Below are 17,673 nucleotides of genomic sequence, written 5' to 3'. Positions count from 1 at the left end.
CTCTTATCTGTTGTTAGAATGTTGTGACTTAACTATTATGAAGTAATCTGTCCCATCGACTCGATACATATGTTCGCCTCGACTGTAAAAGGAAAATGCGTACTTAAGAGGGTTAAATTCTTGAGAGTTAAAAACGGAATCTCTTTGAAGCGTTGAAACAAAAGCATCAAAAAGAGGCACTTCCGATAATAAGGTGCATTTTTTTTGATCTTTTGGCTTTGATCTGTTTTCAATTACAATTCGATTCCGAAGTAAATTCTTCATCGCAAGAACTCGGTTTGGACGGCTTAAAATTTCTTTATCTAAAGAGGCTCCATACACCTCATTTAACTGAGATAGTTCAGTTACTGAAAAAGGAGCGTTTACATTAGTGTTATACTGAATAACCTCAAGAGGCAAATAAAGACGCGTTGAGTTTTGAGAATTGCAATTGTAGCTAAAAAGCCCAATAAAAAAAATATGTAAAATATATGTTTTCATCCTGTGTATAAAAGAGTTAGTATTCAATTTTATAAAAATAATAACTGCTTCTTTTAAAAAGCAGGACTAGTAGGGTAGTTGTCTAAGATTTAAGGAGAAAGCTTAGACGTAAAGTTACTAAAAAATTTAAAGGAATTAGTGAAAAAAAGGAATTATTAATCTAAAAAAAAAAGTATCCAACAGTGAAATTAAGTATCTTTGTACTTACAAAACATTGAAAACTTTATTACGGATATTAGAATGGGACTGAAAAATAATACTGAAAAATTTGACACGATTGGCGACAATCATATAGGGACTTCAACTGAAACTCCTATGCGATCTGATGCTTTTAAATTAAGCTCCGACGAGAAAATTGACATCATAAAGGATGATGTTCAGCACATTATGGAAACTCTTGGTTTAGACTTGAGTGACGACAGTTTAAAAGGGACTCCTAATCGCGTTGCAAAAATGTTTGTCAATGAGATTTTTGGAGGGCTAGACCCCACTAAAAAACCAAAAGCTTCGACCTTTGACAACAAGTATCAGTATGGTGAAATGTTGGTTGAAAAAAACATCACACTCTACTCTACTTGTGAGCATCATTTCCTCCCAATTGTAGGGAGAGCGCATGTAGCCTATATTTCAAACGGGACGGTAGTAGGACTTTCAAAAATGAATCGTATTGTGGATCATTTTTCAAAACGCCCACAAGTTCAAGAGCGTTTGACTATACAAATTGTTGAAGAATTACAGAAAGTATTAAACACAAAAGACGTAGCTTGCGTCATTGATGCCAAGCATTTATGTGTGAATTCTCGTGGCATAAGAGACATCGAAAGTAGTACCGTAACAAGTGAATTTGGTGGCAAATTCAAAGAAAAAGATACCAAAAGAGAATTCCTAGACTACATACAATTAGAGACTAAATTTTAATTCTATAAACTATGGGCAAACACAGCACAAATACCCTCCATATTTACAACTCACTTTCAGGAAAAAAAGAAATTTTTAATCCTATTAATGAAGGTGCCATTGGAATGTATGTTTGCGGTCCAACAGTGTATAGCAATGTGCATTTAGGAAATGTCCGAACGTTCATGTCGTTTGATATGATTTTTAGATATTTCAAACACCTCGATTATAAAGTACGTTATGTCCGTAATATTACAGATGCGGGTCATTTAGAAAATGATGCCGATCAAGGAGAAGATCGCATTGCAAAAAAAGCGCGTCTCGAGCAAATTGAACCCATGGAAGTGGTGCAGCGCTACACGGTTGATTTTCATAACATCCTAAATACGTTTAATTTTTTACCTCCAAGTATTGAACCTACGGCGACGGGACACATCGTAGAACAAATAGAAATCATCAAATCAATTCTAGAGAAAGGCTTTGCTTATGAAGCAAATGGCTCTATTTATTTTGATGTTTTAAAATATAATGAATCCCATCATTACGGGATTTTAAGTGGTCGGAATATCGAAGATATGATTCATAACACCAGAGTGCTTGAAGGACAAACGGATAAAAAAAATCCACAAGATTTTGCACTTTGGAAAAAAGCAGAACCCAAACACATCATGCGTTGGCCTTCGCCTTGGAGCGATGGTTTTCCGGGGTGGCATTTAGAATGTACCGCGATGAGCACCAAATATCTAGGCGAGCGTTTTGACATTCATGGGGGTGGAATGGATTTGAAATTTCCGCACCACGAGTGTGAAATTGCACAAGCCAAAGCTTGGCACAGCCATACGCCTGTCAATTATTGGATGCATGCAAATATGCTGACACTCAACGGGCAAAAAATGGCGAAATCAACGGGTAACAATATTTTACCTAGCGAAATTTTGACAGGAGAGACCTCTAAATTAACCAAAGGATTCTCTGCATCAGTGGTTCGATTTTTTATGATGCAAGCGCACTACCGTAGTATTTTAGATTTCAGTAACGATGCGTTGTTAGCTTCTGAAAAAGGGTATATGAAACTCATGGAAGCCGTCTCTACATTGGACAAACTTGAAGCTACTTCAGACGCCAATGAATTTGACATTTCAGCATGGAAGTCCAATTGTTACACGGCAATGAATGATGATTTTAACACCCCTATTCTGATTGCAGAATTGTTCAGTGCTGTGAAATACATCAACCAAATTAAAGACAGAAAAGCCACTGTTAGCTCTGAGAATTTAGCCTTGCTAACAGAAGTAATGCATCAATTTGTGTTTGACATTCTAGGTCTTAAAAATACTACATCTAACAACCAAGATCAAAAACTTGGAGATACGGTTGAACTTCTCATCAGAATGCGAAACGATGCGAGAGCCCAAAAAGATTTTGCACTTTCGGATAAAATAAGAGACGAGTTACTGGCCATCGGAATACAACTGAAAGATGGCAAAGACGGCACTACATTCATCTTAGATTAATACTCATGAAAACTATTTTGATTGCGCCTTTTTTGTTTTTAATCAAGCTGTATCAAAATTTCATTTCACCTTTAACACCTTCGAGTTGTCGGTTTCAACCCACTTGCTCACAATACACCAAAGAAGCTTTGCAGTCTCACGGATTATTTAAAGGAGGATTCCTGAGCGTGAAACGCATTTTAAGCTGCCACCCATGGGGCGGTTCAGGGCACGATCCTGTCCCGAAGAAGTAATACGCTTATTTATTAAAAACGCATTACCCCAAAGTTTGGTGTCAATTTTCTATATTTACATTCTAAATAAACGACTATGTATTTTTTACAGATTATATGGGATCCTACTTCTGATGGCATCGCTCTTTTTGGAGATTTTAAAATTCATTATTACAGCCTTATGTGGATGGCGGCTTTTATCGCAGGCTGGTATCTCACAAAAAAGATTTATAAAAACGAAGGTCAATCTGAAGACAAACTAGACGGACTGTTCATGTATTCTGTCTTGGGAATTATGATTGGTGCGCGTTTGGGTCATGTTATTTTTTATCAACCTGAATTATTCAAAGACGACTTTTTTAGTGTTTTTCTTCCTTTCCGTTTTAGTGGTGGATTTGAATTTACAGGGTTTAGAGGCTTGGCAAGTCATGGCGCTGCTATAGGAATGATTTTATCTATGTGGCTCTACAATAAAAAGGTGTTGAAAAAATCAGTGCTTTGGATTCTGGATCGCGTAGTCATTGCCTGTGCATTAGGAGCTGTGTTTATAAGAATCGGTAATTTCTTTAATTCTGAAATGATCGGAAAAGCTGCTGGAGAAGGTTTCCCTTTAGCGATCATTTTTAAACAACTTGATACCATTCCCAGACATCCTGGGCAATTGTACGAAGCTTTTGGCTATGTATTTGTGTTTCTTATCTTATTCTTTTTATACTGGAAAACAAAGAAAAGCACGCAAACAGGTTTTCTGTTTGGCTTGTTTTTAGTCCTCTTAATGTCAGTAAGACTTGTGGTAGAACAATTCAAAATTGCACAAATAGACAGTCGTGAGGATTGGATTTTTGGCTTGAATACCGGTCAAGTATTGAGCGTTCCTTTTGTGTTGTGTGGCTTGTATTTTATGTTTATTTATAAGCCTAAAACAACTTAGGTACAGTTGTTTTTGAAAGAATATTGAGTGGTTTTTTAGAACTAATTTTAAAAGACCATTGATCTGTTGTTTTATAACTCCTCTTCTTTACAGTGGTATTTAACGCCGCTACCAGAACCTGTTGCTAGAATCAATCCTTCTTTTACTAAGTACTGTAAATCCTTTTTTAACGTATTTCGAGAATATTGTAAGTTTTCTTCTAAGTCTTTAACTTGAATAATTCTGTGCTGCTTTATATATTCCAGTACTTCTTTTTGTCGCGCATTCAAGCTGATTTTTAAAGTATTATAAACCTCATATTTACCTTTTAATTTCTGAACAAGTGTCGTTAAACAATTTAAAAAGAAAATAACCCATTTATCTAATAGTTCTTGGTCGGTGCCTCTGTGTTTTTGGGTTTCCATAAGCGCCTTATAATACATATCTTTCCTCTCCTCTATGACGTGTTCAAAAGATACATACTCAACAAAATTATAATTCTGTTTCATCAACAAGAAAGTAGTAAGCAATCTTGACATTCGTCCATTCCCATCTTGATAAGGATGGATAGACAAGAACTCATATACAAATACAGCAGTTATTAAAACGGGATGTAAAACCTTTGTTTCTAGCTGAATGTTTGTCCAATCGATCAACTGCTGCATTTCATTAGAAGTTAAATGAGGAGCCGTTGTTTTGAATATTATTTTTTGTTTTCCATCTAGATAGTTTGCAACGACTTGGTTTGATAAATTTTTATACTGTCCTTTGTGACGCTGGTCTTTATCACTATATTTTAGAAGAATAGAATGCAATTGATGCAGGTAACGTTCTGATAAGTCAATCTCTCCATAATGCTCCAGAATGGTTTCTAGTACTTCATAATACCCAATTACTTCTTGCTCGTCACGTTTATCAAGTTTATTGATTTTAACAGATTTCAGAAGTTGTTTGACTTCCTGATCATTTAATGTTGCTCCTTCGATTCTTGTTGAAGAACCTATACTTTGAATCGTAGCAATCTCACGCAATTCTTTTAAGTATTTTGTTTCTTTTGTTTCAAATGAATCCCAATTCCCTTTAAACAAATCTATCTCGCTCAGCTTCGTTATGATTTCTTGAAACATCCTAGGGTTGAAAGCTGTTTTTTTTGATATATCCATTTTGTATCCAATTGTATCCAATTACAAATATAGATAAAATAGTTTCAAAAATATCCATTCTGTATCCAATTGTATCCAATTAGAAATTAACACATTCAAAATTAAACCAAAAAAAGCCGCTCAATGAGCGGCTTTTTTGATATATAACAAATAGTTATTAGTCTTCTTTTTTGTCTAAACGCTTCAGTGTATCGTGCATGATTGGCGTTGCAATGAATAAGGAAGAGTAGGTTCCTACAAGCACCCCTACAATAAGGGCAAACAACAATCCTCTTAAGGAATCTGCTCCAAATGTAAACATCGCTAATAACACCACTAAAGTTGTTAAGGAAGTGTTTAAAGTACGACTTAAAGTACTACTCAATGCACTGTTGACCACTTTTTCAAATTTCCAACTTGTATGCTCATTTAAGTATTCTCTAATTCTATCAAATACAACCACGGTATCATTTAAGGAGTAACCAATCACCGTCAAAATCGCCGCAATAAATGCTTGATCGATTTCCATACTGAAAGGTAAGAATCTCCAAGAAATTGAGAAGATCCCTAGCACGATTAAGACATCATGAAATACTGCTGCTACGGCGCCTAATGAAAATTGCCATTTTTTGAATCGGATTAAGATATAAAGGAATACTACAATTAAAGATCCTAAAACTGCCCACACAGAAGATTTTTTAATATCATCCGCAATGGTTGGACTTACTTTACTTGCATACATTTTACCAACATTATTATCGGCATCTATAAACTGCTTATAAGTGGTTCCGTCTGGTAAAAATGGTACCAAAGCTCCGTATAATTTTTCTTGAATTTCTTGATCTACTTCTGCTGAATTTTCGTCAACCTTGTATTTCGTAGAAATTTTTAATTGATTCGCACTACCGATTGTTTTGACCTCAGCACTATTAAAGACGTCATTCAATGCCGTTTTAACTTCTTCCGTGTTCATGTCTTGTGCAAAACGAACGGTATATGTTCTTCCTCCCACAAAATCAATACCCTGATCTAATCCTGTTGTGAATAACGACCCAAGTCCTGCAATGATAATTGTTCCAGAAATTAAATAGGCTATTTTACGTTTCTTAAGAAATTCAATATTAATAGAACGGAATAGACCTTTGGTCATTCCTGTTGAGAATTCTAATTTTCCACCACGGTTCAAATGCCAGTCGATCAATAATCTTGAGATAAAAATCGCTGTAAATAAAGAGGTTAAAATACCAATTAAAAGAGTCGTTGCAAACCCTTTGATCGGCCCTGTTCCAAATACATATAAAATTAAGGCTGTTAATCCTGTGGTGATATTGGCATCTAAAATGGAAGACAGGGCGTTATTAAATCCATCTTTGATAGATTCTTTTTGACCTTTTCCTTTAAATAACTCTTCTCGAACACGTTCGTAAATAAGAACGTTTGCATCTACCGCAATACCAATGGTTAATACAATACCTGCAATTCCAGGCAATGTTAAAACAGCACCCAATCCAGAAAGAATTCCGAAGATTAAAATAATGTTTAATACCAATGCGATGTCAGAGTAAATTCCTGCTTTTCCGTAGTAAAACACCATCCATAAAAGAACCAATGCCAAAGCAATTAAGAATGATTTCATTCCACTGTCAATCGCTTCTTGACCTAAAGAAGGCCCTACTTCTTCTGCTTGTACGATATCTGCAGACGCTGGAAGTTTACCCGCACGTAATACGTTTGCTAAATCGACTGCTTCATTTAAGGTGAATGAACCTGATATTTCAGAGTTTCCTCCAGAAATAGGCCCTGTAGTCACTCCTGGTGCAGAATATACAATTTCATCTAAAACAATGGCGATCTGACCTGCAGTATTAAACGCATTGCCTGTCATATCTTCCCATACTTTAGCCCCTTTGAGGTTCATTTGCATGGACACACTTGGGTTTCCGTTTTGTTGGTAGGCTTGACTTGCATCTGTAATAACGGCTCCACTCAATGGTGGTTCGTTGTCTCTGTTTCCTTTTAAGGCGTATAACTCAACCAATTCAATACTTTGAGAGTCTTCTCCTGTGGTTTGTTGAACTTGAGGAATTCCCCATACAAATTTTGCGTAACGTTGTTCTGGTGATAAGAGCGCACGAACTTGTGGGTTGTTTAAGTAGTCTGTAACGAGTTGTTTGTCTTTTCGATCAAAAGAAGCGATGACGGGTCCGCCATTATAGCCTGGTGAACGAATTAAATCGATCAACGGGTTTACTTCTCCTGTATCTCCTGTTTCAGCATCGGTATCTCCAATGATATCAGAAATTGCATCGTCAGTTGTTTCAGTGGCATTGGATTCAACTTCTGTTGTAGAAGTTTCCACAATTTCTTTTAAAGTTTCATTGGCTTGAAAAATAAAAGTTCCAAACTCTTCTCCTTTAAAGGCATCCCAAAACTCTAACTGAGCTGTACTTTGTAACAATCCTTTGACACGTTCTTTATCTTTGGCTCCTGGCAATTCAACCAGAATACGTCCAGTATTTCCAATTCGCTGAATGTTTGGTTGGGTGACTCCAAACTTATCAATACGTTTACGAAGGACTTCAAAAGCCGATACAATCGATTCGTCTATTTTGAGTGACAATACAGGCTTGACCTCATCATCTGTCATGTCAAACGTAATCACTTCGCTTAAGGTACGATTCGCGAAAATATCTGGAGATGCCAATTTGGTGTCGCCTTGAATCGCTTCAAACGCTACAAAAAAGTCTTCTAAATAGGTGTCTTGACTGTCCTTCTGAAGTTCTTCGGCATCACTCAATGCTTTTCTAAACACAGGGTCTTTACTATTGTTTGCCAATCCAACAAGAATATCTTTTACAGAAATCTGAAGAATGACACTGATACCTCCTTTAAGATCCAAACCAAGATTCATGGCTTTTTCTTTTACTTCATCAAAATTATACTGAGCAATTCCGATGTTATAAACTTCCTCATTTTTCAACGAGTCTAAATACGTGACTTGTGCAAGCGCGCGTTTAGCGTCATAATCGGTTTCAGTATCTGCTACATTTTCGATAGCAAACTGCTTAGCATTATCTTCTATTTGATTTGCTTTAAAACTAAATGATAATTGGTAAATACTTACCAAGCCAAATAGAAGCGCAAATAATTTTACGAGTCCTTTATTTTGCATTGTGAATTAATTTAATCTGTATTAATTTTTATAACCGAGCAAATATATGATTTACGATGTGAATTGACAATAGATTCTTTTCTTTTCAATAAAAAGAGTATTTTAAGACCCCTTTATTCGTCAAAAACACAATTCACACCATCGATATACCTACACGTCTAGTAATGAATTTGTTTTTTTAACCCCTTCGGCGCTGGTATGTAAATGGGCTTTTTCGCTATCGCTTAGTTTAATTTCAACGATTTTTTCAATACCATTGGCTCCTAAAACAACGGGCACACCAATACACAAATCAGACAAACCGAACTCCCCATCTAATAATACAGAACATGGGAATATTTTTTTCTGATCACAAGCAATCGCTTGTACCAATCCACTCACGGCGGCACCAGGTGCATACCAAGCGGAGGTTCCTAAAAGTTTCGTTAAGGTTGCTCCACCAACTTTGGTGTCTTCTTTAACTTGCTCTAAGCGTTCGTTTGAAATGAATTCTGAAACTTTGATACTGTTTCGTGTTGCATGCGACGTCAAAGGCACCATTCCAACATCACTATGACCACCGATAACCATACCATCTACATCGCTAATTGGAGCGCCTAAAGCTTCAGCCAATCTGTATTTGAAACGTGCTGAGTCCAATGCCCCACCCATTCCAATAATTTTATGCTTCGGCAATCCTGTCACTTTATGTGCAAGATAGGTCATGGTATCCATTGGATTGCTCACAACAATTAGCACGGTATTTGGAGAGTGCTCTACCAAACTTGTGGAGACTGTTTTTACAATCCCAGCATTGATTCCTATGAGTTCTTCACGGGTCATTCCTGGTTTTCTTGGAATTCCTGATGTGATGACACAAATATCACTATTTGCTGTTTTACTGTAATCATTGGTAGAACCCGTGATTTTTGTGTCAAAACCATTGAGTGATGCACATTGCATCAAGTCCATCGCTTTTCCTTCGGCATAGCCTTCTTTGATATCTAATAAAACAACTTCGGAAGCAAAATTTTTAATGGCGATGTATTCTGCGCAACTTGCTCCAACTGCGCCAGCACCTACTACTGTTATTTTCATTTTAATTTATTTTTTATTATTACTATAATTATCTAAAACTAAAAGCAAACCCAAGGGTCGCAGTATTGTATTCTTGTAAAGTGTAATCCGCAAAAATCTTAAAAAAGGTAAGATTTAAACGGGCTCCAAGTGTAGCACGCGTTCCCGTCGATTTGAATTTCAGACTAATAGGGTCTGAAATGGATTCCGTGTTAGTTGTTCCTTGATCTAACCTAGAAGAAGATACTTCCTGATATGTGAGATCATAATCTCCATTGACTTTAAATGTGGACGTTCCGCCATTGAAACCAATCCCTCCATAAAGGGTCACGATTTGAAAATCTAAAGATCCTAATGCTTGTACTGTCCACGTTTTTACTTTAAACTGAGCCAGTCCGTTTGTTACAGAAACCTGATTTGATAAATCCCCATTTTGAATCGTATAATCAATCGTTGCCGATGTATATGCTCCTAAAAGAGAGACAGAAAACGGAAGTTTTCCTATGAGTCCAAGGTATTGTGTGAGATCATGCTGAAGTCCTACCCCAATTAAATTGGCGTTCACTTTTGAAGCAAAACCGGTTTTGGGAACATACCTTAATTTAATGGTTGTTTTAAAAGGCAGTCCGAGTCCAACTTGAACAAAAGGGGCTGGAACAGCACTGGCTGGCAAATCTTTTGCGATGCCACCAGGCAATTCAAATGTCCCCGATTTAAAGTTACCCCCTTGGTAAGGAATAGACACATTGAACGCTGTGTTCGTATTGTCTTTTCCTAAAACGGTTGGAATGCTTGTGCTTCCTCCATCCACAAGAGATATAAAATTATAGTCATCGGCTATAAATTCAAACACCTTGTCTTTGTCTGGCGTGAAAGACGCATTGAGTCCGAAGGTAATATCAAACCCGAGTTTTTTGTGTGTTTTTGCTGTGGAATACCAACCGCCATTCATACTACTCATCAACCCTTTCATTGCTGGGCTGAGGTAATTTTGAAGTAAGGTACTGGCATCGTCCGATCCGAGTATGACATCTCCAAGATTCTGAGCACTTGACACATTCACTCCAAAAAGGAATGCACAAAAAATAATTATTCTTTTCATATAAATAGGATTTGGGGTTGCTTCTTAAGCATCGATATTGGCATAAATTGCATTTTTCTCGATGAATTCTCTTCTTGGCGGCACATCGTCTCCCATCAACATTGAGAAGATACGATCGGCTTCGGTTCCATTGTCAATTTGAATTTGACGTAAGGTTCTAAACTCTGGATTCATGGTGGTGTCCCAAAGTTGTATGGCATTCATTTCTCCAAGACCTTTATAACGTTGAATTTTTGCACCATCGCCATATTGCTCCATCAGCGCCAAACGCTCTTCATCATTCCATGCATATTCTTTTTTGGCTCCTTTCTTCACTAAAAACAAAGGAGGCGTGGCGATGTAAATATGACCGTTTTCGATCAATTCTTTCATGTATCTAAAAAAGAAGGTCAAAATAAGTGTTTCAATGTGGCTACCATCAATATCGGCATCACACATAATCACAATTTTATGGTATCTTAATTTTGAAAGGTTCAGCGCTCTGGGATCTTCTTCGGTTCCAATGGTCACCCCTAAAGCCGTGAATATGTTTTTGATTTCTTCATTTTCAAACACCTTATGAGTCATTGCTTTTTCGACGTTCAAAATCTTACCTCTTAATGGCAAAATCGCTTGAAAAGCTCTATCCCGTCCCATTTTTGCGGTTCCACCTGCCGAATCTCCCTCAACTAGATAAATTTCACATTTTGTAGGATCTTGTTCTGAACAGTCACTCAGTTTCCCAGGCAAGCCTCCAATACTCATAACGGATTTACGTTGCACCATGTCACGTGCCTTTTGGGCTGCATGACGGGCTTGCGCTGCAAGGATCACTTTTTGAACAATGATTTTAGCATCGTCCGGATTTTCCTCTAAATAGTTGGTCAGCATTTCTGAAACGGCCTGACTCACGGAAGCAGATACTTCTCTGTTTCCTAACTTGGTTTTGGTCTGTCCTTCAAATTGTGGTTCTTGAACTTTTACAGAAATAATAGCAGTCAATCCTTCACGGAAATCATCCCCTGCAATGTCAAACTTAAGCTTGTCTAACATCCCCGATTCATCGGCATATTTTTTTAATGTATGGGTCAGTCCCCGACGGAAACCAGATAAGTGGGTTCCTCCTTCATGGGTATTAATATTATTTACATAGGAATGTAAATTCTCCGCATAAGAGGTGTTATAAATCATCGCAACTTCTACAGGAACTCCGTTTTTCTCCCCTTCAAAAGCAATGACGCTTTTCATGATCGGATCACGGTTGCTGTCCAAATATTTGATAAACTCTGAAAGTCCTTCGGTAGAATGAAACGTCTCACCCACAAATTCGCCTTTTTCGTCTTTTTCTCTTTCATCAACAAGCACAACGGTAATGCCTTTATTCAAAAACGCCAACTCTCTTAAACGACTCGCTAAGGTATCATATACATATACTAAAGTCTGTGTAAATATTTGAGGATCGGGTCTAAAAGTAACCGTCGTTCCTCTTCTATCAGTTTCCCCGACTTGCTTCACAGGATACATCGCTTTACCGCGTTCGTATTCTTGCTCATAAACTTTTCCATCTCTGAAAACCGTTGCTTTTAAATGCTCAGAGAGTGCATTCACACAACTGACACCAACTCCGTGTAAACCCCCAGAAACTTTATAAGAATCTTTATCAAATTTACCACCAGCCCCAATCTTAGTCATCACAACTTCCAAAGCAGAAACGCCTTCTTTTTTGTGAATATCTACAGGGATACCACGACCATTATCTTCCGTTGTGATGGAATTATCTTCATTGATAATCACGGTAATTTTATCACAGTGACCTGCCAAAGCTTCATCGATCGAGTTGTCAATCACCTCATACACCAAGTGGTGCAATCCTCTCAAACCTACATCTCCAATATACATGGACGGACGCATACGCACATGTTCCATTCCTTCTAAGGCCTGAATACTATCTGCCGAATAACTACTTTTATTAACTTCTTCGCTCATTGTGTTGAATGTGTTATTTAGTTTAAATTAAATGCCGCAAAAACCGCATTTAGCCACACAAAGATAATTAATCTCTCATCGAATTTAAAGCGATTTTTAAGTGATTTAAGTGGAATTATTAACAATCGGCTGTTTTTCTAAAACGCGCTTAAATCCACTAAAAACGCCCTTAAATCAAATTTAAGGGCGTTGTGATATTAAAATAAATTAAAAAAATATAAAAAGGACTTCAGAAGCCTTTATTTGCGTTTATAAATTTTCTAGTCGTAAGCTTTGTCATGCACATTTAGAATTGCTCTTCCAGAAGGTTCGTTCATGTTTTTAAAGGCTTCATCCCATTCTAGAGCAATAGCTGTACTACAAGCGACACTTGCCTCTTGCGGCACACTTAAAGCAGCGGCATCACTTGGAAAATGTTCTTCGAAAATGGAACGGTAATAAAATTCTTCTTTGTTTTGTGGGGTTTGAATTGGAAACCTGAATTTAGCATTTGCCAATTGTTCATCAGAAACCTGTTTATCAACTACTTCTTTTAAGGTATCAATCCAGCTATAGCCAACGCCATCGCTAAATTGTTCTTTTTGACGCCATGCTACACTTTCGGGCAACATATCTTCAAAGGCTTTTCTAATGACCCATTTTTCCATGCGTTCGCCATTGATCATTTTATCTTGTGGGTTGATGCGCATTGCGACATCCATAAATTCTTTGTCTAAAAATGGTACACGTCCTTCAATGCCCCAAGCCGCTAAACTTTTGTTGGCGCGCAAACAATCGTACATGTGTAACTTATCTAATTTACGAACTGTTTCTTCATGAAATTCTTGACCATTAGGGGCTTTATGAAAATACAAATAGCCTCCAAAAATCTCATCGGCTCCTTCACCAGACAATACCATCTTAATTCCCATAGACTTAATAACTCTTGCCATTAAATACATTGGCGTTGAAGAACGAATGGTGGTAATATCGTACGTTTCTATATTATAAATCACATCTTTAATGGCATCCAATCCTTCTTGAATGGTGAATTTAATTTCATGATGTACGGTTCCAATATGATCTGCAACCACTTGTGCCGCTGCCAAATCTGGAGAGCCTTCTAATCCTACCGCAAAGGAGTGTGTTTGCGGATACCAAGCATCCGTTTCATCACCAGATTCCACACGCTTTTGAGCATATTTTTTTGCTATTGCAGATACCACGGACGAATCCAAACCACCGGATAGCAACACACCATAAGGCACATCACTCATTAATTGTCTGTGCACCGCTGCTTCTAATGCTTCTTTAATTATCGCAATACTTGTTTCGTTTTCTTTTACGGCATCATATTCTCTCCAATCTCTTTTGTACCATTGTACAAATTTCCCGTCTTTACTAGACATATAATGTCCGGGTGGAAACAACTCAATTTTAGAACAGGTTCCTTCCAAGGCTTTTAATTCTGAAGCCACATAAAAGGTGCCATTTTGATCCCAGCCTATATACAAAGGAATGATTCCCATGTGGTCACGAGCAATAAAGTATTCGTCTTTTTCGACATCGTAAATCGCAAAGCCAAAAATTCCGTTCAGGTCGTCCACAAAATCGACGCCTTTGTCTTTATAAAGTGCCAAGATGACTTCACAATCACTTTGGGTTTGAAAATTGTATTTACCTTCGTATTGTTTCCGGATGTCTTGATGGTTATAAATCTCACCATTGGCAGCCAAAACAAGTTTTTTGTCTTCACTGAGCAACGGTTGTTTCCCAGACGCAGGATCCACAATTGCCAAACGCTCGTGCGACATCACGGTTTTTTCATCGCTATAAATACCGCTCCAGTCCGGTCCACGGTGTCTTATTTTTTTTGACATCTCAAGGACTTGAGGTCTTAAAATTTCTGATTTTTGTTTTAAATCAAATGCACAAACAATTCCACACATAATAGTTTCTTATTTATTAGATTGCAAATATGCATCTAAACTTATATATTATAAATACATATTGTATAAATGCTAATAAATTGAAACTAAAAATTGACAATACATATTATACTGTAATTAAAAAGACTTAAAAAAGTGTAAAAGGTAAAATAACCAAAGTATTTGAATTGAAATTATTTGGGACTGTTTTTTGAAAACAGCAACCTTTGTTTTAAGAAGGGAATTTTTAAAAGTAAGGTTTTCCCTTACTTTTAGTAAGGGAAATGCAGTATTCTCATTTTTATGATACTTTACTGTTAGTTTTCTGATAGTTTTCTGTTATTTTACTGATAGTTTTAAATTATCTTTATGAAAATATCATTTTTTATTTGGATACTGTATTTCATATTATTACATTTACAAACACTTAGACATCAAATCTAATTTTTCATAACCTTTTCATAACCAATTTTTCTTTTAAGTGAATGCGCGTAGACTGTAACTCAGGATACCTGTAGTGTAACTTATTTGAGGGGTTTCAGTCGGGTGTTCATTAAAAAAAATGATTTAAACCTAAAAACTCTTAGTTATGAAAACAACACAAAAAAACACCTTCAAACGAATTGTCTATGTTGTCTTTATGGCACTTTTAATTACCTCTTGCGAAAGAGATGACACTGAATTCACAGACAGCTCACAAACCGAAACAAAAGGGTTTACCGTAAAATCGGTCACTCTAAATGAAGTGAAAGGGAATACGTTGATAAAAAAATCTTTGGATTTAATCGATTCTCAATTTGATTTCAATAAGTTCAATACAACAATGGCTTCTAAAAATCAGGGCACTTATTCTAGGGCTACATCGGCAGACCCCATAACAAGCAATGACAACAGCTTTACCATATTGACGGATGAAATTTTGGAAGTAAGCACAGACACCACAAAAGTGTATACCTTTAGGATTGAAACCCCTACGAAACCCGAATCCCATTTTGAAAATTTTGTAATACACAAAAAAAGCAATGATTCTATTGAATACTATATTTACAGATACCAAAAAATTGGACTTGGTCTTAAAGACTTAAATATGTCCAAAGAACAGGTAAGCAGCGATCAGATTAATGCAAGTGATTTTGATGACTATACACAAAGCAAAATGTTTTATGACTATGCCAACAACTGCTGGATTAGCGTTTCTGTCGTAAATGGTATATTGATTATAGACGCATCGGACTGCTTTATTGCAAGCAGTGGCGATGGATCTGGAACAGGAAGTGGTTTTAGCTTTGGACCCTGGGCAATTACCGGAGTAACAGAAAATGACATCTGTATAATATCAAGAGCATTACTTGATGCTTATGGAAATGTTCGATATGACCAAGATGGAGACCCTATGTATCAAACGGCATTTGTAGACTGTCCAGACTCAGGAACGTCTTCATCTGATTTAGATCAAGACAATCCTTGGGGGAATTCAAATACCGACCCCAACTACGACCCACTACACAATTCTTCGGGCGGCGGCGGATCCTCCTCAGGGAACGCCAACGGAGATGACCCACTCGAAAATATCATAATAGCTGTATTACCTAGCAGATTGGACCGCGAAACAGACGCCTTTTTTGACAACCTCACAGACGAACAAAAAGAATGTTTAAACCCCAATTCAGGACAAGCTCACTATTCAACAGTAAAAGACATTACCGCTTATTTTGAAAACAACCAAGCAACTGGAGGCACAGGCTATGACGACCCAGTCATAAACCCGCAAGCTACAACTCTTGCTACAGCGGCTATTGATGCAATGTGTAATGGTGTCGGTGAAAATTTTCAAGAAGCTCTTGATATTGTTATTTCCTTAATTATTGAAGATGAAATTGTTGATGCAAATTTAGACGACTGCTCTAAAGGAATTTTAGGCGAACTTAAAACCCTGCAATCTACTGACATTGCAGAAGTAATCAAAAGGTTTGGAGACCTGAACGCTCCTTATGATTGGGAAATTAAAACAGAAACGCCTACAAATCCAAACCATGCTGCTGAAACAAATTGGGTTCTGGATTCAAATGGGCAGGGAACACCCTATGACTACTTAACGGTAATTGACCCTACTTATAAAAACCAAGCCACAAAAATTGCCGTTGCAAGAACTATTTTACATGAGGCGATACATGCTTATATATTAAGTTATGTAGACGATGTTATTGAAAACAATACCGACTCAACAATTATTAACAATTTTCAAGATAATTTTCCAGCTGTATGGAACTTCTATGTTGCTCAGGAAAATGGTGTTGCTGTTGGCAATATTGAGGATGCCCATCATGAACAAATGGCAGCTTCTTTTATTGAAATAATTGGCGATGCTTTAGCTGAATACGATAATAATCAACAAGACAGTACTTATTATGAACACCTTGCATGGGGGGCTTTATATAACACGGACGCTTGGATTAGTGCGCAAGGTCCTGGAGGCTATATAGATTTCAATGAAGCCGAAGCTATAGTTATCGCTAACAATCAAGAAGACACTAATGGGGCAGCTGCTAATGGCAGCCCATGTCCTTAAAATAAATAATATATAAAGTCATGAAACACATAAGTCTATTTTACATTTTATTATTTAGTCTGTTTTGCACAGCACAAAAAGATAATGATTCTAACCAGTTAAGAGAAAATCATTATGAAATTTTAAATGCTTTTATTAATCAGAAATACAATCATGAAAAGACTATCTATATTAATAAAAATATTGTGCAGAAAAAATATTCAAGTAATTTTAAAATAAAATACAACAAATTATTGAATATCTATAAAAATGCAGATAGTATTTGCAATAGTAGTTTAGACACATTGAGCATGAGAATCAACTGTAAAAAGGCGTATTTTAATGAAAAATACGTTGGTCTTTTAGAAGACACTGATTTGGATTTTTTCGAAAAAACTTCTAATCGAAATTTCAAAGAAAGACAAGTAATTGACACCAAAAAGTTAATTGATATAAGTTCAAAGATAATTAATCATACAGAAAAATTTTATAAAGAAGAACATAAAAATTTGAATTTCAAAGAAACACCAAGTCTTAAAATACATGGATTTTATTTTTCTGAAAACAAAAACCTTGTATTAATAGCTTATATGATGTTTCCTTTAAGCTTGCGAAACGGCTTAGAATATGGAATCTTAAAAAAAGAAAAAGGGATTTGGTGGAGATTTATTGGGTCAGTAGGAATAGATAAAACAATAATCTCTCATCAATAGTGAAAATGTCATGATTAATAGATTGAAAATTAGCGATTGGGTCAGCTCTGCGAAG

At 36.6% G+C, this 17,673-nt stretch carries 13 protein-coding genes; 6 read left to right on the top strand and 7 right to left on the bottom strand.

All coding sequences use genetic code 11. The features are described from left to right. Positions 1 to 3: 3 nt before the first annotated feature. Entirely contained in the window at positions 4 to 480 is a 477-nt protein-coding gene (locus FORMB_RS08825) for a hypothetical protein (RefSeq protein ID WP_069677102.1), read from the bottom strand. 240 nt (positions 481 to 720) lie between these two features. On the opposite strand from FORMB_RS08825, the gene folE reads away from it, so the two are divergent. The 4 genes from folE to lgt all read left to right on the top strand — a co-directional run bounded on the left by folE (position 721) and on the right by lgt (position 4,034). After that, positions 721 to 1,398, top strand: a complete 678-nt coding sequence (gene folE, locus FORMB_RS08820) for a GTP cyclohydrolase I FolE (protein WP_069677101.1) — start codon at positions 721 to 723, stop codon at positions 1,396 to 1,398. A gap of 11 nt (positions 1,399 to 1,409) precedes the next feature. After that, a complete protein-coding gene (gene cysS / locus FORMB_RS08815) occupies positions 1,410 to 2,891 on the top strand; it encodes a cysteine--tRNA ligase (RefSeq protein ID WP_069677100.1) in 1,482 nt (493 codons plus the stop codon). A 5-nt stretch (positions 2,892 to 2,896) separates the two neighbouring features. After that, the gene (yidD, locus tag FORMB_RS12870; protein ID WP_083243945.1) at positions 2,897 to 3,124 is read left to right on the top strand and encodes a membrane protein insertion efficiency factor YidD; all 228 of its coding nucleotides are present in this window, start codon (positions 2,897 to 2,899) and stop codon (positions 3,122 to 3,124) included. Positions 3,125 to 3,200: 76 nt separating this feature from the next. Then, a complete protein-coding gene (gene lgt / locus FORMB_RS08810; RefSeq protein WP_069677099.1) occupies positions 3,201 to 4,034 on the top strand; it encodes a prolipoprotein diacylglyceryl transferase in 834 nt (277 codons plus the stop codon). A gap of 71 nt (positions 4,035 to 4,105) precedes the next feature. On the opposite strand, the gene FORMB_RS08805 is transcribed toward lgt, so the two are convergent. From FORMB_RS08805 to asnB, 6 genes are all read right to left on the bottom strand, one after another. Then, a complete protein-coding gene (locus tag FORMB_RS08805) occupies positions 4,106 to 5,176 on the bottom strand; it encodes a Fic family protein (RefSeq protein WP_069677098.1) in 1,071 nt (356 codons plus the stop codon). Between the two features lie 157 nt (positions 5,177 to 5,333). After that, positions 5,334 to 8,327, bottom strand: a complete 2,994-nt coding sequence (gene secDF / locus FORMB_RS08800; protein WP_069677097.1) for a protein translocase subunit SecDF — start codon at positions 8,325 to 8,327, stop codon at positions 5,334 to 5,336. 150 nt (positions 8,328 to 8,477) lie between these two features. Further along, a complete protein-coding gene (gene mdh / locus FORMB_RS08795) occupies positions 8,478 to 9,404 on the bottom strand; it encodes a malate dehydrogenase (RefSeq protein ID WP_069677096.1) in 927 nt (308 codons plus the stop codon). 28 nt (positions 9,405 to 9,432) lie between these two features. Then, on the bottom strand, positions 9,433 to 10,485 hold the full coding sequence (locus FORMB_RS08790; RefSeq protein WP_069677095.1) for a DUF6588 family protein: 1,053 nt from the start codon (positions 10,483 to 10,485) through the stop codon (positions 9,433 to 9,435). Positions 10,486 to 10,509: 24 nt separating this feature from the next. Beyond that, positions 10,510 to 12,450 (bottom strand): DNA topoisomerase (ATP-hydrolyzing) subunit B, encoded by a 1,941-nt coding sequence (gyrB, locus tag FORMB_RS08785; protein WP_069677094.1) that lies wholly within the window; start codon positions 12,448 to 12,450, stop codon positions 10,510 to 10,512. Between the two features lie 260 nt (positions 12,451 to 12,710). Beyond that, entirely contained in the window at positions 12,711 to 14,378 is a 1,668-nt protein-coding gene (asnB, locus tag FORMB_RS08780) for an asparagine synthase B (protein ID WP_069677093.1), read from the bottom strand. 568 nt (positions 14,379 to 14,946) lie between these two features. Between asnB and FORMB_RS08775 the strand changes: the two genes are divergently transcribed. Continuing rightward, on the top strand, positions 14,947 to 16,926 hold the full coding sequence (locus FORMB_RS08775; protein ID WP_069677092.1) for a hypothetical protein: 1,980 nt from the start codon (positions 14,947 to 14,949) through the stop codon (positions 16,924 to 16,926). Positions 16,927 to 16,946: 20 nt separating this feature from the next. Further along, complete coding sequence (locus FORMB_RS08770) at positions 16,947 to 17,618, top strand: hypothetical protein (RefSeq protein ID WP_069677091.1); 672 nt, start codon at positions 16,947 to 16,949, stop codon at positions 17,616 to 17,618. The last annotated feature ends 55 nt before the right edge of the window (positions 17,619 to 17,673 follow it).

The organism is Formosa sp. Hel1_33_131 (genome assembly GCF_001735745.1).
In the GTDB taxonomy this organism is placed as follows: Bacteria; Bacteroidota; Bacteroidia; order Flavobacteriales; family Flavobacteriaceae; genus Hel1-33-131.
The sequence above is the reverse complement of the archived record's forward strand: the minus strand, read 5'-3'. Positions and strand labels throughout refer to the sequence as shown.

Excerpts from the sequence above, each read along its gene's own strand:
- mdh (WP_069677096.1), bottom strand. The coding sequence starts at position 9,404 with ATGAAAATAACAGTAGTAGGTGCTGGCGCAGTTGGAGCAAGTTGCGCA.
- gyrB (WP_069677094.1), bottom strand. The coding sequence starts at position 12,450 with ATGAGCGAAGAAGTTAATAAAAGTAGTTATTCGGCAGATAGTATTCAG.
- cysS (WP_069677100.1), top strand. The coding sequence starts at position 1,410 with ATGGGCAAACACAGCACAAATACCCTCCATATTTACAACTCACTTTCA.
- FORMB_RS08770 (WP_069677091.1), top strand. The coding sequence starts at position 16,947 with ATGAAACACATAAGTCTATTTTACATTTTATTATTTAGTCTGTTTTGC.
- lgt (WP_069677099.1), top strand. The coding sequence starts at position 3,201 with ATGTATTTTTTACAGATTATATGGGATCCTACTTCTGATGGCATCGCT.
- FORMB_RS08775 (WP_069677092.1), top strand. The coding sequence starts at position 14,947 with ATGAAAACAACACAAAAAAACACCTTCAAACGAATTGTCTATGTTGTC.
- FORMB_RS08805 (WP_069677098.1), bottom strand. The coding sequence starts at position 5,176 with ATGGATATATCAAAAAAAACAGCTTTCAACCCTAGGATGTTTCAAGAA.
- yidD (WP_083243945.1), top strand. The coding sequence starts at position 2,897 with ATGAAAACTATTTTGATTGCGCCTTTTTTGTTTTTAATCAAGCTGTAT.
- FORMB_RS08825 (WP_069677102.1), bottom strand. The coding sequence starts at position 480 with ATGAAAACATATATTTTACATATTTTTTTTATTGGGCTTTTTAGCTAC.
- FORMB_RS08790 (WP_069677095.1), bottom strand. The coding sequence starts at position 10,485 with ATGAAAAGAATAATTATTTTTTGTGCATTCCTTTTTGGAGTGAATGTG.
- folE (WP_069677101.1), top strand. The coding sequence starts at position 721 with ATGGGACTGAAAAATAATACTGAAAAATTTGACACGATTGGCGACAAT.
- secDF (WP_069677097.1), bottom strand. The coding sequence starts at position 8,327 with ATGCAAAATAAAGGACTCGTAAAATTATTTGCGCTTCTATTTGGCTTG.
- asnB (WP_069677093.1), bottom strand. The coding sequence starts at position 14,378 with ATGTGTGGAATTGTTTGTGCATTTGATTTAAAACAAAAATCAGAAATT.